General features: G+C 55.6%; 14 protein-coding genes. 12 read left to right on the forward strand and 2 right to left on the reverse strand.

All coding sequences use genetic code 11. The annotated features are described in order from the left end of the window. The 7 genes from lepA to pdxJ are packed head-to-tail and all read left to right on the forward strand — an operon-like array spanning window position 1 to window position 6113. The gene (lepA, locus tag KFJ24_RS01730; RefSeq protein WP_250829368.1) at window positions 1-1803 is read left to right on the forward strand and encodes a translation elongation factor 4; all 1803 of its coding nucleotides are present in this window, start codon (window positions 1-3) and stop codon (window positions 1801-1803) included. 11 nt (window positions 1804-1814) lie between these two features. Next, window positions 1815-2627 (forward strand): signal peptidase I, encoded by an 813-nt coding sequence (gene lepB / locus KFJ24_RS01735; protein ID WP_250829369.1) that lies wholly within the window; start codon window positions 1815-1817, stop codon window positions 2625-2627. A gap of 27 nt (window positions 2628-2654) precedes the next feature. Continuing rightward, window positions 2655-3044 (forward strand): DUF4845 domain-containing protein, encoded by a 390-nt coding sequence (locus KFJ24_RS01740; protein WP_250829370.1) that lies wholly within the window; start codon window positions 2655-2657, stop codon window positions 3042-3044. Further along, on the forward strand, window positions 3041-3730 hold the full coding sequence (rnc, locus tag KFJ24_RS01745; protein WP_250829371.1) for a ribonuclease III: 690 nt from the start codon (window positions 3041-3043) through the stop codon (window positions 3728-3730). The genes KFJ24_RS01740 and rnc overlap by 4 nt, the downstream gene beginning before the upstream one ends. Next, window positions 3730-4647, forward strand: coding sequence for a GTPase Era (gene era / locus KFJ24_RS01750; protein ID WP_250829372.1), 918 nt, complete (start codon window positions 3730-3732; stop codon window positions 4645-4647). Before rnc ends, era begins: the two co-directional genes overlap by 1 nt. Window positions 4648-4654: 7 nt before the next feature. Continuing rightward, entirely contained in the window at window positions 4655-5383 is a 729-nt protein-coding gene (recO, locus tag KFJ24_RS01755) for a DNA repair protein RecO (protein WP_250829373.1), read from the forward strand. Further along, window positions 5373-6113, forward strand: a complete 741-nt coding sequence (pdxJ, locus tag KFJ24_RS01760; RefSeq protein ID WP_250829374.1) for a pyridoxine 5'-phosphate synthase — start codon at window positions 5373-5375, stop codon at window positions 6111-6113. The genes recO and pdxJ overlap by 11 nt, the downstream gene beginning before the upstream one ends. A 15-nt stretch (window positions 6114-6128) precedes the next feature. Here pdxJ and KFJ24_RS01765 read toward each other — a convergent pair whose 3' ends face one another. After that, window positions 6129-9005 carry an ATP-binding protein gene (locus KFJ24_RS01765; protein WP_250829375.1) on the reverse strand — a complete coding sequence of 959 codons (2877 nt, stop codon included), beginning with the start codon at window positions 9003-9005 and terminating at the stop codon, window positions 6129-6131. Between the two features lie 223 nt (window positions 9006-9228). On the opposite strand from KFJ24_RS01765, the gene cysM reads away from it, so the two are divergent. The 5 genes from cysM (at window position 9229) to KFJ24_RS01790 (ending at window position 15125) form a co-directional block, all read left to right on the forward strand. Continuing rightward, entirely contained in the window at window positions 9229-10122 is an 894-nt protein-coding gene (gene cysM, locus KFJ24_RS01770; RefSeq protein WP_250829376.1) for a cysteine synthase CysM, read from the forward strand. 29 nt (window positions 10123-10151) lie between these two features. Next, on the forward strand, window positions 10152-11501 hold the full coding sequence (gene rlmD, locus KFJ24_RS01775) for a 23S rRNA (uracil(1939)-C(5))-methyltransferase RlmD (RefSeq protein WP_250829377.1): 1350 nt from the start codon (window positions 10152-10154) through the stop codon (window positions 11499-11501). A gap of 58 nt (window positions 11502-11559) precedes the next feature. Then, complete coding sequence (gene relA / locus KFJ24_RS01780) at window positions 11560-13797, forward strand: GTP diphosphokinase (protein ID WP_250829378.1); 2238 nt, start codon at window positions 11560-11562, stop codon at window positions 13795-13797. After that, window positions 13794-14645: a nucleoside triphosphate pyrophosphohydrolase gene (mazG, locus tag KFJ24_RS01785; protein WP_250829379.1), complete on the forward strand. Its 852-nt coding sequence runs from the start codon at window positions 13794-13796 to the stop codon at window positions 14643-14645. Before relA ends, mazG begins: the two co-directional genes overlap by 4 nt. 135 nt (window positions 14646-14780) lie before the next feature. After that, a complete protein-coding gene (locus tag KFJ24_RS01790; RefSeq protein ID WP_250829380.1) occupies window positions 14781-15125 on the forward strand; it encodes a pilin assembly protein in 345 nt (114 codons plus the stop codon). A gap of 116 nt (window positions 15126-15241) precedes the next feature. Here KFJ24_RS01790 and KFJ24_RS01795 read toward each other — a convergent pair whose 3' ends face one another. Then, entirely contained in the window at window positions 15242-15472 is a 231-nt protein-coding gene (locus tag KFJ24_RS01795; protein ID WP_250829381.1) for a hypothetical protein, read from the reverse strand. Window positions 15473-15511: the final 39 nt, after the last annotated feature.

Raw genomic sequence — 15511 nt, forward strand, 5'->3', positions numbered from 1 at the left:
GTGACTGAACTGAGCCGAATCCGTAACTTCTCCATTATCGCCCACATCGACCATGGCAAATCCACGCTGGCAGATCGTTTTATCCAGATCTGTGGCGGTCTGACGGAGCGTGAAATGGCCGAGCAGGTCCTGGACTCCATGGACCTGGAGCGAGAGCGGGGTATCACTATCAAGGCCCAGAGTGTCACGCTCAATTACACGGCCCGCGATGGTCATGAGTACAAACTGAACTTCATCGACACTCCGGGCCACGTGGATTTCTCCTACGAGGTGTCGCGTTCCCTGTACGCCTGTGAAGGGGCGTTACTCGTTGTGGATGCGGGGCAGGGTGTGGAAGCCCAGTCCGTGGCCAACTGCTACACAGCGATCGAGCAGGGACTGGAAGTTGTTCCGGTTCTCAACAAGATGGACTTGCCACAAGCGGAACCAGAGCGCGTTGCCGCCGAGATCGAGGATATTATCGGTATCGAGGCTTCTGATGCTGTCCGCTGCAGCGCCAAAAGCGGCATCGGTGTCGAGGACGTGCTGGAAGATCTGATTCAGAAAGTTCCGCCGCCGAAGGGGGATCGCGATGCTCCGCTGCAAGCGCTGATTATCGATTCCTGGTTTGATAACTACCTCGGCGTTGTGTCGCTGGTTCGCGTGACCGAAGGCACGTTGAAGAAGGGTGACAGAATTGTCATCAAGTCGACGAAGAAAGCCTGGAATGCGGACAAGGTCGGCATTTTTAATCCCAAGCCGAAGGATACGGATATTCTTGAAGCGGGTGATGTGGGTTTCGTTGTTGCCGGTATCAAGGACATTCACGGTGCACCGGTGGGTGATACCATTGTGCATCAGAAGTTCGCCGAAGAAACACCGATGCTACCGGGCTTCAAGAAGGTTAAGCCGCAGGTCTACGCGGGTCTGTTTCCGGTCAGTTCCGATGACTATGACGATTTCCGGGATGCTCTGGAAAAGCTGACTCTGAACGATGCGTCCCTGTTTTTTGAGCCGGAGAATTCTGACGCACTTGGCTTTGGTTTCCGTTGTGGTTTCCTTGGCATGCTGCACATGGAGATTATTCAGGAGCGGCTCGAACGGGAATACGGCATTGACCTGATCACAACGGCGCCCACCGTGATCTATGAGGTAGTTACCAAACAGGGTGAGACCCTGTCGGTAGACAACCCGTCACGGCTTCCGGATATTGGGTCTATTGAGGAAATGCGTGAGCCTATCGTGGAGGCAAACATTCTGGTGCCCCAGGAGCATCTGGGTAACGTCATTACCCTGTGTGAGGAGAAGCGTGGAGTTCAGAAGAATATGCACTTCATGTCGACTCAGGTTCAGCTTACCTATGAAATACCCATGGCCGAGGTGGTCTTGGATTTCTTTGATCGCATCAAGTCTGCGAGCCGTGGTTTTGCCTCGCTTGACTACCACTTTGTCCGGTTCCAGCCCGCCAATCTTGTGCGCCTGGACGTCCTGATCAATGCCGAACGAGTTGATGCACTGGCTTTGATCGTGCACAAGGAGCAGGCGCACTACAAGGGACGCCAGTTAATCGACAAGATGAAGGAGCTGATTCCGAGGCAGATGTTTGATATTGCCATCCAGGCGGCTATCGGTACCCAGGTGGTAGCTCGGGTCACGGTCAAGGCCCTGCGCAAGAACGTAACAGCCAAGTGTTATGGTGGTGACGTTAGCCGAAAGAAAAAGCTGCTCCAGAAGCAGAAAGAGGGTAAGAAGCGTATGAAGCAGCTGGGTAATGTCGAGGTGCCTCAGGAAGCGTTTCTTGCCGTGTTGCAAGTGGATAAATAGAAGGCACCCGGATGGATATTGATTTTCCCCTGGTACTGGTTGTTCTGACCTTCGCGACAGGTCTGATCTGGCTGGCGGACAAACTTTTCTTGCGTGAGCGTCGTCTTGCTGCTGCCCGGGCCAGCGGGAGTTCGTCTTCCCCCCAGACGGGCAACGCTGTTACAGGCGAAGTTGAAGAGCCTAAAGAACCTTATCTCGTCGATTTGAGCCGGTCGTTTTTCCCGGTGCTGGCGATTGTGCTCGTCTTGCGATCCTTCCTGGTTGAACCGTTTCAGATCCCCTCTGGTTCAATGTTGCCGACACTTGAAGTCGGAGACTTCATTCTGGTTAACAAATACGCTTATGGTCTGCGTCTGCCGGTTGCCGGCACCAAGATTCTGGAAGTGGGTGACCCTCAACGCGGTGATGTTATGGTGTTCCGCTACCCGAAAGATGGCGAAACCAACTATATCAAGCGTGTGATCGGCTTGGCTGGCGACAGGATTCGTTACCAGAACAAGCAGCTGTTCATTAATGGTGAAGAAATAGACAGCCGGTTTGTGGCGCGTCTGCCCCCGGTCGAGTTACGCCGGGAGGACCTCGGTGAGGTTGAGCATGACATTTTCCTGACCCTGGGGCGTCCCGGCACCGCTGGTGAGGGTGAGTGGGTAGTGCCTGAAGGCCACTACTTCATGATGGGTGACAACCGAGATAACAGCAATGACAGCCGGTACTGGGGGATGGTTCCTGACGATTTGGTGGTGGGCAAGGCTTTCGCCATCTGGATGCACTGGAAATCACTGACCAGTCTGCCATCCTTTGATCGTGTCGGCGGTATCGAGTAATCCTGACTATTCTGGAGCGTAGTAAAAATGAAGAAAAATAACCTATCTCACATGGGCCTGCAGGGTGGTGCCTCAGGGCTGACAATGATGGTCATGGTGCTGTTTTTTGGTAGCCTTCTGACCCTGGCACTCAAGCTCGGCCCGGCCTATGTGGATGACATCACAATTCAGGAGGCACTCGAGGGCCTTGAAGGCACCGAGGGGCTTTCCACCATGGGCCCTGCCCAGGTCCGCACCCTCATTAACAAGCGTCTGAGTGTGAATAATGTGCGCGGTTTTTCGGCCAAGAATATTTCTGTGGAGAAAGACGGCGAGTTGGTCGTGATCAATGTGGATTACGAGGTTCGCAATAACCTTTTCAGCAACGTGGACACCATTGTCCACTTCCAGCATGAATACGAGATGAAGGGCAAGTGAGTTCGCAACCAGATCTGGATCAGTTACAGCGCCGCATAGGCTATCAGTTCAAATCGCCCGAGCGGTTGCTGTTGGCACTTACCCACCGCAGTTATGGCAACCAGAACAACGAGCGCCTGGAGTTTCTTGGCGATTCCATTGTTAATATGGTGATTGCGGAATATCTCTTTCTGCACTTCGAGAAAGCCCGTGAAGGCCAGCTCAGCCGACTTCGTGCCCGCATGGTCAAAGGCGTGACCCTGGCTGAGATCGGCCGTGAGTTTCAGCTGGGTAATTATCTGCGTCTTGGTTCGGGTGAGCTGAAAAGTGGTGGTTTCCGGCGCGAATCGATCCTTGCCGATGCTGTGGAATCCATTATCGGAGCGATCTACCTGGATAGCGATTTCCATACCTGCCGTGAAAAGGTTCTGCAGTGGTTTGAACAGCGGCTGGAAAAACTGGACCTGCAGGATACGCAGAAAGATCCCAAGACCCGGCTGCAGGAGTATCTCCAGTCCAGGCAGTTCCCGCTCCCGCGTTACGACGTTATTTCCGTAGACGGCGAAGCGCACAACCAGACCTTCCATGTATCCTGTGCGCTGCCTTCGCTGGATCGAAAGACGAGCGGTACTGGCAGCAGTCGCCGTGTAGCCGAGCAGCAGGCAGCCCGTAACGCCCTCAAAGAGCTTGGCGTGGAGAACCAGTAATGAACGATATTACCCGTCCGGAAAACCCGGACAGTCGCTGCGGCTTTGTAGCAATTGTCGGCCGACCCAATGTGGGTAAATCCACGTTGCTCAATCATATTCTCGGGCAGAAGCTGAGTATCACTTCCCGCAAGCCCCAGACTACCCGTCACCAGGTTTTGGGTATCAAGTCCATTGGTCCGGTACAGGCTATTTATGTGGATACCCCGGGGATGCATGAAGAAGAGCCCCGGGCACTGAACCGTTACATGAACAAGGCTGCCACGTCGGCTCTGATTGATGTCGATGTTGTGGTCTTTGTCATAGACCAGCTGGCCTGGACCACGGCCGATGAAATGGTTCTGGAAAAGCTCAGCAAACTGAAGTGTCCTGTTATCCTCGCTGTGAACAAAGTGGATAAAATCGAGAAGCGTGACGCTCTGCTGCCGCATCTGGATATGTTGTCCAAAAAGCGGGAATTTGCGGAAATCATTCCCTTGTCCGCTCTCAGGGAAACCAACCTTGAACCGCTGGAAGAGGCGGTAGGCCGGTATCTTCCCGAAAGCATACATTTCTATCCGGATGACCAGATTACCGACCGTTCCGAGCGGTTTATGGCCTCTGAAATCGTCCGCGAGAAAATCACCCGGCAACTGGGCGCCGAGCTGCCATACTCCGTTGCGGTTGAAATCGAGGAGTTCAAGCGCGACGGCAAAACCCTTCATATTTCTGCCCTGATCCTTGTCGAGCGTGAAGGACAGAAAAAGATCATGATTGGCGACAAGGGTGAGCGGATGCGTCGTATCGGCCAGGAGGCCCGTGCCGATATGGAGCGCCTGTTCGACAGCAAGGTCATGTTGCGGCTCTGGGTTAAGGTCAAGCGTGGCTGGGCGGATAGCGACCGAGCCCTTAAAAGCCTCGGTATGAACGACTTCTGAGGCGTTTATGAGGGGGCCGGAACATCAGGAGCCCGCTTACGTGATTCACCGTCGGCCATGGCGCGAAACCAGCCTGATGGTGGACGTGTTCACGCTCAATCACGGGCGTATGACGGTGATTGCCCGCGGTGCCAATAGTGCCCGGAGTCCGCTCAAGGCCCAGTTACAGCCGTTTCAGCCTCTGATGCTGGACTGGAGCGGCCGTGGTGACCTGAAAACCCTGACCCATGTCGATATCCGCACAGGTCCGTCGCTTCATCGCACGGCCTCGCTTTACAGTGGTCTTTACCTGAATGAGCTGATACAACGCATTCTTCCGGCCGCCGATCCGCACCCGACCCTTTTTGCTGCCTACATCGATGCCATCGCCGAGCTCGCGGAGACCAGCGACATTGAACCTGTGCTCAGGCGGTTTGAGCGTGCTTTTGCGTCGGCGCTCGGTTATGACTTTGCCTGGGATGTTGCCACCGATACCGGGCAATCCGTCGAGGCCGGGGCGCAGTATTGTTATGATCCGGAGCAAGGCATCGTTGCGGCCCCCTCGCAAGGCGTCCGGTTAAAAAATCTGCAGGGCGACGTGTTACTGGCCTTGGCGGAGGGGGACCTCGCTACCGAAGCGTGCCGAAGAACCGCCAAACGCGTCATGCGGGTGCTTACCGATTACCTTTTGCAGGGGCGGCCCCTGCATAGTCGCAGTTTATTCAGTCACCTTCGGGGAGAACGTCATGAATCCTAGAGTATTGCTCGGCGTCAATATCGACCATGTGGCCACGTTGCGACAGGCTCGGGGCACCCGTTACCCGGACCCTGTTCAGGCTGCGTTGTTGGCAGAGGAGGCCGGGGCCGATGGCATCACCATCCACCCCCGTGAGGACCGGCGCCATATTCAGGACCGGGATGTTCTTTTGCTGCGTGAAGTGCTGCAGACCAAGATGAATCTGGAAATGGCCGTTACTGACGCCATGCTGGCGTTTGCCGAGCAGGTGCGGCCGGAATGCGTTTGCCTGGTGCCGGAAAAACGTGAGGAGCTTACTACCGAAGGCGGTCTTGATGTAGACGGGCAGGAAGCGCGAGTAGCCAGGGCGTGCGAACGTTTGGCCAGAATCGGGGCGGAAGTTTCTCTGTTTATTGATCCGGATCCGGTACAGATTGACGCTGCGGTCCGCTGCGGAGCACCGGTGGTGGAACTGCACACGGGAGAATATGCAGAGGCGAGGACTGATGAAGAGACTGAAACCGCGTTCAAGACGATTTCAGATGCAGTCGCCTATGCCCGGAAAAAAGGTTTGATCGTCAATGCAGGGCACGGTCTGCATTACCACAACACTGAACGAGTGGCGGCGATTCCGGGCATTAATGAGCTGAACATCGGCCATGCAATCATTGCCCGCGCCGTTTTCACGGGCCTGAAAGAGGCAGTGCGTGATATGAAGGCTATTCTCGAACAGGCCTGTGTCCGATCCTGATTGGCCAGGCGCGGGTCAGGTTGCTTTTTCCGACTGGCGCTGTTCGCGGAACAGTCGTTGCCAGTCGGTCTGTTCGCTCCAGATCTGCAGGCGTTCCATAGCAGATACCAGCTGATCTTTCTGTTGTGCAATGTCTGGTGCCGAGCACTTCAGTGCTGTTTCCAGATGGTTCGCGGCGGCGCGGAGTTCCGGAACACCGCAATAACGGGTCGCGCCGTGCAGTTTATGCACGCATTCCAGCAGGCCGTCCAGGTCATCGTCACGCCAGAATGTTTCCACCCGGGTCATATCGATATGCAGCTGCTCAAGGAGCATGCTGAATAATTCCTCGGCAAGATCAGCCTTACCCGCAGCAAGCTGGATACTTTCCTCCACGCTTACGCAGTCCTGTTGCATCTTCCGCGTTGAGGGACGCAGGGCTCGCCGGGTGTCACGCACTTCCGGAACACGGATCTGGCTGTTTTGATCTGTTTTGTTACAAACGTATCCGGTGTATTCGCGAACGATTTCCGTTAACTGTGAACTGCTGATGGGCTTCGACATGTAGCCGTCAAAGCCCTGTTGAGCCAGGCGATCCTGCTCATCGGCCAGGGCATGAGCGGTGAGTGCAATGATCGGGGTTCGGTGAGCACTGGAATCCATATCCCGCAGCCGGGCGGTTGTTTCCACGCCATCCATGCCCGGCATCTGCAAGTCCATGAATACCAGATCAAAGGGTTTTTGCCGGGCTTTACTCAGGGCTTCAAAACCGCTTGAAGCACCTTCGGCTTCTATCTGGCAGTCATTGAGCAGAGTTTTCACCAGCTTCAGGTTGGCGTCGTTATCATCAACGGCCAGTACCCTGGGAATGTTGACTGACGGTAAATGCGTGGCAGAGGCATCGTAGTCCAGCGCCATGCGGCTGCCGGTATTGATGCCATGAACCAGCAAAAGGAGTTCGTCGTAGAGCGCATTCCGACAAACAGGCTTGGTCAGGTGGCTACTGGCGAGGCCTGAGAGTGGGGTGTCATGGGTTTCAGGTGTTGGGGTCAGCAGCAGCGTGCGGCAATCCCGATCGATTTCCAGGGTGCGAACCAGCTCGCAGTATTGACTGGAGTTAAGCAGGTTCCCGGTAATCCCGAGGATTGCCACGGCATACCCCGTCTGACTTTTCTGGGCTTCCTCAATTTGTTCCTGCATGGCCCCGGGTGATGCGACCCGATCGACTGTCATACCCCAATCCTTCAGGAGATGCTCAACGGCCAGACCGGTCGTTTTCTGTTGTTCCAGATAGATGACCCGTTCCCCGCGAAGGTCATCCCGGGGTGCAATGACGTCACTGCTGGTTGAGAGCTCTGAGGTGAGGGTGAACCAGAAGGTAGAGCCCTTGCCGAGCTCGCTTTCCAGCCCTATTTTGCCGCCCATCTCTTCTACCAGTCGCTTGGAGATGGCAAGGCCCAGGCCGGTTCCACCGTATTGCCTTGCGGTGGAGGCGTCGGCCTGGCTGAAGGCATTGAATAGTGACTGTTGCTGGGCTCGGGAAAGGCCAACCCCGGAGTCGGTGATGCTAAGGCGAAGGGTGACGTGGTTGCTGTCTTTTTCCTCTTCTTCCAGGCTGGCGCGCAAAACAACCTCACCGGTCTGGGTAAACTTGATGGCATTGTTCACCAGGTTCGTGATCACCTGTTTGACCCGGAGCGGATCCCCCATGATGTTATCCGGCACGTCGTTGTAGACCAGTGGAACCAGGTCGAGATTCTTGGCATGAGCGGCCGGAGCCAGCATAACCATGACCTCTTCCACGATATCCCGAAGCTGGAAGGGTATGCGGTCGAGAATGAGCTTGCCTGCCTCGATCTTGGAGAAATCCAGTATGTCGTTAATGATAGTCAGAAGGATTTCCGAGGATTTCCGGATGGTACTCAAATGGTCTCGCTGCTGGCGTGGTAGCGGACTTTTCAGCAGCAATTCGGTAAATCCGATAATGCCGTTTAGTGGTGTGCGGATTTCGTGGGACATATTGGCCAGGAACTCGGATTTTATGCGGCTCGCTTCCAGAGCTTCCTTGCGGGCAAAGTCCAGCTCAATGTTCTGGATCTCGATGGTCTCGAGGGTTTCCCGCAGGTCTTCCGTGGCCTGGTCAATGTTTTGCTGCATTTCTGCCTGGGCCTTGCTCAATTCTCCGGCCATGGCATTCAGGCCGGATTCCAGCTGTTCGAATTCCGGGCCCGCACCCGTATACACCCGGGTGTCCAGTTTGCCTTCCTTGAGCCTGGCAACGGCTTCATTAAGCTCAAAGACCGGGTTGGTAAAGGCACGGCTCAGGCGAAGGGCGATGGCAAGGCTCAGGAGCACGCCCCCCAGCACCAGTAAAAGGGAAATCAGCAGTGCCTTATAGGTTTCTTTTTCTGTCCGCACATGGGACATCTCCACAGCTACCCAGCCCAGGGGTTCGCGCAGCCGCGACATGGTTTGCCGGGCATCGGGATCGAGCATGTTCTCGATCATCAGATCCTGCAGGAAAACCGGGGTAACGAAGCGGGTACTGTCTTCGCGGGAGACCCTGATGGCTTTTTCAGCGTTCAGGTTTTCAGCATCGACGGTGTCGGAACTGCCGGGGCCCGTATGGAGAAGACGGCTGCTGTCACTGCCATAGAAGGTGATGGAACGAACATCCTGTTCTTCCAGCAAAGCGTTGGAAAGGTTGCTGAGCAGGCTGCGGTTGGCGGTGAACAGGCCATACTCGGCGCCGGAAGCAAGCTGTCGGGACAGGGACTCGCCCCGGTCGCTGAGCAGGCTCTCAATATTGTTCACCCAGCTGTAGGTGAAGAACATCCCCAGCATGAGAGTTGTCATCAGGGTGGGAATGAGAGTCACCACCAGTACTTTTTTGCGAATACCCCAGCGCCGCATACCCTGTTCCTGATTATTGCCTGAGCCCGCCTGAACAAACGCGGGTCACTTCCCTGCCAGAATAGATGATCTGGAAGCTGATGACTGTGGTATCAGTCCCAGCACCTCCGGAAATTTCGCTGCAGTTATAGCCGCCGGTCATGGATATAGCGAGAAGCTGTATTGGGAGACCGAGGCCATAACGCGTATCATGCGATCCAAAAGTGTACCACAGGGTAATCATATGAATTTTCCCACCATTGAAGATTATGTCGGGCATACCCCTCTGGTTCGCCTGCAGCGTCTCCCGGGTGAAACGAGTAATGTTATTCTCGCCAAGCTTGAAGGTAACAACCCGGCTGGGTCGGTAAAGGACCGTCCGGCGGTCAGCATGATTCAGGAGGCTGAGCGCCGGGGCGAGATTAAACCAGGCGATACGCTGATTGAGGCGACCAGTGGTAATACGGGTATCGCTCTGGCGATGGCGGCGGCCATAAAAGGTTACCGGATGGTGCTGATCATGCCCGCCAACATGAGTGAAGAGCGGCGAGCGTCCATGCGTGCCTACGGCGCTGAAATTGTAACGGTCAGCAAGGAAGAGGGCATGGAAACGGCCCGGGATATGGCCTTGCAGATGGAAGCCGAAGGCAAGGGCAAGGTGCTGGATCAGTTCAGTAACCCGGACAACCCCCTGGCCCACTATCGGACCACTGGCCCGGAAATATGGGCGCAGACTGAAGGGCGGGTTACGCACTTTGTCAGCTCCATGGGAACCACGGGTACCATTATGGGGGTGTCCCGTTACCTGAAAGAGCGGAATCCTGATATCCGGATCATCGGGCTGCAACCGAAAGAAGGCGCGGCCATTCCCGGTATCCGTCGCTGGCCTGAGGAGTACCTGCCCAAAATCTATGATGCCGCGCGCGTCGATCAGGTGCTTGATATTGGTCAGGAGGAGGCGGAAACAACCATGCGCGCTCTTGCCTCTGAAGAAGGAATCTTCTGTGGAGTGTCCTCCGGAGGCTCTATTGCGGCCGCATTGAAGCTCTCTGAGCAGGTTGAAAACGCCGTCATCGTTGCCATCATTTGTGATCGTGGCGACCGCTACCTCTCTACCGGCGTCTTCCCGGGCGCCTGAACCGGACCTTTTCATCAAGAGTAGTCACTATGAGTAGACGACGCCGGAAGGCTCTACCCAAAGAGCCCGTGCGCTGTGAAATTGAAAAGTTGAGCCATGACGGCCGCGGCATTGCCCGTCAGGACGGCAAAACCCAGTTCGTGGATGGTGCCCTGCCGGGTGAAACCGTCATGGCCAAGATGGTCGGCACCCGCAGCAAATTTGACGAACTGCGAACCCTTGAGGTGCTTGAGGCCGTGCCGGAACGGCAGACACCGCCATGCGAGTTTGCCGATCTCTGCGGGGGCTGCAGTCTTCAGCACATGAGTGGCGATGCGCAGATTCGGTTCAAGGAAGACACCCTGCGGGAAAATTTTGCCCATTTTGGAGGCATTGAGCCAGAAGAGTGGGTGGCTCCGATGCGGTCGGAAAGCAGTTTGGCCTATCGTCGCAAGGCACGTATGGGCGTGCGCTATGTTCCTGCCCGTGAGTCTGTGCTGGTCGGATTCCGTGAGAAACGTAACAGTTTCCTCACGGATATCGACAAGTGCGTCGTTTTGGACCCCCGGATTGGCGAGAGGATTCTGCCTTTGCGCGAGATGCTCCATGAGCTTGATGCCTACAGCCGAATCCCCCAGGTTGAAGTAGCCTGCGGTGATGACGCCGCCGTCATGGTGTTTCGCAACATGGATGACCTCAGCGATGGCGATCGGGAAAAACTGATTGCCTTTGGCCAGGCCCATGATTTGCACATTTACCTTCAGCCCAAGGGGCCGGATACCGTGCACCGGATCTGGCCGGAGTCCGCGGGTCGCGCTGACGAGCGATTGAGCTACCGTCTCGATGAGTTCGACCTGACCATGAAATTTCATCCCATGGACTTTACTCAGGTCAATGCAGACATTAACCGCACCATGGTACACAGGGCTGTGGAGTGGCTGGATGTGGAGCCGGGTGAGCGGGTTCTTGATCTGTTCTGTGGTCTGGGTAACTTCACCTTGCCACTGGCTCGCAAAGGCGGTCAGGTGGTTGGCGTGGAAGGGGATGACGCAATGGTGGTTCGTGGTCGCGAAAATGCGGAACTGAATGGCCTGAATAATGTCGATTTCCATGGTGCCGACCTGCATGGTGATTTCACCAGTCAGAGCTGGGCCAAAGAGGGCTTTGACAAGATTCTGATAGACCCGCCCCGCTCCGGAGCTGAGGAGATCTGCAAGTACCTGACAGCCTTTGGGGCAAGCAGGATTGTTTATGTCTCCTGTAACCCGGCGACACTGGCCCGGGATGCCGGTGTTATGGCGCGTAATGGCTACCGGCTTGTGCGGGCCGGTGTGATGGATATGTTCCCTCACACCACTCATGTGGAATCCATCGCATTGTTCGAGCGGGATTCCGGTTGACCGATGTTATGCGTGGCCAGGGATGGCTGCGGGCGCAACCAGGAATAACAAAACCGATATGGTAAAAGTTCGCGAAGATTACGCAATGACCGGTGACGGCGAGGTGGACATTGAGCGCTGGCTCCGTCACATCGCCTCGCAAACCTATCTGGAAAACGAGGACCAGTTCCGCAGGGCCTGTGAAAAGGCTGCGGAGATTGACCTGCAGGCTTTCCGTGAAGACCGGCTTTGGGCTCCGGGGTCCAGCAGTTTCCGGATCGGTATTGAAATGGCCCAGGTGCTGGCAGAGCTGCATCTGGATCAGGCCAGCCTGGTTGCGGCTATTCTCTATCGTGCAGTCAGGGAAGAGCGGGTAGCGCTTGAGGATATTCGCAAAGAGTTCGGTGATGAAATTGCCGGGCTAATCAATGGTGTGCAGCAAATGGCTGCGATCTCTTCCATCCATCATCCGCTCAAAGGCAATGTACTTGGGCAGAGTGAGGGCCAGCTGGATAATGTCCGAAAAATGCTGGTCACCATGATCGATGATGTTCGGGTAGCGCTGATCAAGCTGGCGGAGCGGACCTGTGCCATCCGGGCCGTCAAGAATGTGCCGGAAGAGAAGCGAATGCGGGTCGCGCGAGAGGTATTCGATATATATGCCCCGCTGGCGCACCGTCTCGGTATCGGTCATATCAAATGGGAACTTGAAGATCTGTCGTTCCGGTATCTCCACGAGACCGCCTACAAAAAGATTGCAAAGCTGCTGGATGAAAAGCGTCTTGATCGGGATGGCTACATCAGGCGGGTTATTGCAACACTTCAGACTGAGCTGAAAGAGTACGGAATCAAGGGTGAGCTGTCTGGCCGTGCCAAGCATATCTACAGCATCTGGAGAAAGATGCGCCGCAAGGGCATCGACTTTTCCCAGGTTTATGATGTTCGCGCTGTCAGGATTCTTGTACCGCAAGTGCGGGATTGCTACGCCGCTCTGGGTATTGTGCACACCCTCTGGCGGCATATCCCCAACGAGTTTGATGATTACATCGCCAACCCCAAGGAAAACGGTTACCAGTCGCTGCACACGGCCGTGATCGGGCCAGAAGGTAAGGTGATGGAAGTTCAGATCCGCACTCACAAGATGCACGATGAGGCGGAGCTTGGTGTTTGCGCGCACTGGCTATACAAGGGTACCGACAGGAGCAATAAGTCATCCGGTTATGACGCCAAAATCAACTGGCTTCGTCAGGTACTGGAGTGGCAGGAAGATCTTGGCGACCTGTCTGGCCTGGCCGATCACCTCAAGACCGATGTGGCGTCAGACCGGGTTTATGTTTTCACGCCGGAAGGTCATGTGGTGGATTTATCCCAGGGAGCCACGCCAGTCGATTTTGCCTATCGGGTGCATACCGAGATCGGCCATGCGTGCCGCGGAGCGCGGGTTAACAACCGGATCGTGCCGCTGACCTATCCGCTGAAAACCGGCGACCAGATCTTCATTCTCACTTCCAACAATCCGGCGCCCAGTCGTGACTGGTTGAATCCGAGTCTCGGTTACGTTCAGACGTCCAGGGCGCGGGCCAAGGTGACTCACTGGTTCAAGCAGCAGGACCGCGGGCGGAACATTGTCGATGGCCGGGCAATTCTGGAAGACGAGTTAAAACGGCTCTCGCTGTATGACGTTGACCTGAATGAGCTTGCCAGGAAGGTGAATTACCCCGAGGCGGATGACATGTATGCGGCCATCGGTGCCGGAGACCTGCGGTCAACTCATGTGGCTCATGTCGCCCAACAGATGCTCGAGCCAAAATCCGAGCAACTGGACCTCAAGCTCAGCACACAGCGCCGAAAGCCCTATGACACTGAATCGGATATCCAGATCGTGGGGGTTGGCAAGCTTAAAACCCAGGTGGCCAAGTGCTGTAAGCCGTTGCCGGGTGATGCTATCGGTGGCTACATTACTGTCGGTCGTGGCGTGACCGTCCACCGGCAAGATTGCCTGACGTTCCTGAACTTGCAGGAATTTGAGCCAAACCGGATTATCGAGGTCAGCTGGGGTGGCCAGCCCGCCGCGGTCTATCCTGTGGATGTCGAAATTGAGGCTTATGATCGTTCCGGTTTGCTGCGGGACATCACCCAGGTCCTGTCGTCGTCAAAAAGCGACGTGCTTGCGCTCAATACCCTGACCAACAAGGACGAGAATACCGCCACCATGACGGTAACGCTGGAAATCTCCAGCCTGGAACAGTTGGCTCGTTTGCTGGCACAGATCCGTAATCTGCCCAACATTATTGACGTAAGGCGCAAGCGTGGATGAGCTATTCAATTGAAGACCTCAAAACCCTGATGGCCCGGCTCAGAGATCCGGAAACCGGGTGCCCCTGGGATACGAAACAGACCTACAAGACCATCGTGCCCCATACTCTCGAAGAGGCGTATGAAGTCGCGGATGCCATTGCGCGGGAAGATTATCCCCACCTAAAGGATGAGCTCGGCGACCTGTTATTCCAGGTGATTTTCTACACCCAGATTGGCAAGGAAGACGGCCATTTTGATTTTGATGCGGTCGTGGACAACCTGGTGCGCAAACTGATCCGGCGCCACCCCCATGTCTTTCCTGAAGGAACGCTGGCAAGCCGGATTGATCCGTGCAATCGGCCTGATGAAGCGTGGATCAAGGAAAGCTGGGAGCGTATCAAGGCCGAGGAACGTGCCTCGATACCACCATCCAGTGAACCGCTCAGCCGTCTGGATGGCATCGCCCGTGCCCTGCCAGCTATGGCGAGGGCGGAAAAGTTGCAAAAACGGGCCGCCAGACACGGGTTTGACTGGCCAACGATTGGCCCGGTATTCGACAAGCTTCATGAGGAAATCGACGAACTCAAGGAGGCCTGGCAAGCAGCGGAATCCGGCACTGGCGATCCGGACGCTGTCGAGGACGAGTTAGGTGACCTTTTGTTCGTGTGCGTGAATCTGGCACGCTTCATGAAGGTAAATCCGGAGCAGGCCCTGAAACGCACCAATCACAAATTCAATGCCCGGTTCCGGGCGATCGAAAATGTACTGGAGCGTGAAGGCCGCAACTTGGACGAAGAATCCCTGGAAGCGCTGGATGCCGTGTGGCAAACGGTCAAAGGTGTGGAGAAGGGGAGCTCCGGGCACTGAGAGACGGTCTGCGGTAAGTACAATCCGTAGCCAATTTTATGGCCCCGACGGGGCGGCTTCGTCTACACTTCCGGGAACGGATGCACTGATTCTGTGCGACGTGCGCCATCAAAAAGATGCAGGAGTGAAGGCACCATGAAAATCAAAGATCTGGTCAAGTACTGGGACAAGCACGCTCGCGGTCGTCTTACCCGCGATGCCTATTTTATGGCTTTGTCCGACCAGCATCACAAGCGCCTGGAAAAGCTGGCCGCTCTCTATCCGATGAAATCACCGCAGGATCTGATGCGAGATCTGATCTCTGCTGCACTGGATGAGATTGAAACCAGCTTTCCCTATGTGGAGGGCACCAGGGTGGTTGCCTATGATGAGGATGGCTTCGAGATTTATGAGGACCAGGGCATGACACCAAAGTTCGTGAGCCTGAGCCAGAAGCACATCCAGCGTCTCAAGGCTCGTCAGCTGGAATCTGTAGCCTGAGCTGCTGACAGTAGCCAGACTGATATAAGGACTCTCCGAATGGAGTGGCGCCAGCCACTCCATCCAGCATAACCTGCGCTATTACTTTTCAAGCCGGGCTGTTCTCCCCAGCGCTTTTATTGCTTACCTTCCAGTTTATCTTTCAGCGGGCTCTGGCGAACCAGATCGTCGAGGGCTGCGCCAATCATGTCGTTAAGAATGTCGCTTTCGCTCCGGTCCGGATAAAGCTCCGCCAGTGCGGCAATCCTCGCAGCATCTTCCAGCGGAAGTCGCAGGTTGTAGTCGTGGGTCCGCTCAACGGTCTCTTTGTCTTGTTCCCAATGTTTGGGCAAATCAGTCACTTTCATGAATACTCCTTGCGGCCTCAGGTATTAATCGCCAATAGA

It is taken from the genome of Marinobacter sediminum, assembly GCF_023657445.1.
GTDB classification, from domain to species: domain Bacteria; phylum Pseudomonadota; class Gammaproteobacteria; order Pseudomonadales; family Oleiphilaceae; genus Marinobacter; species Marinobacter sediminum_A.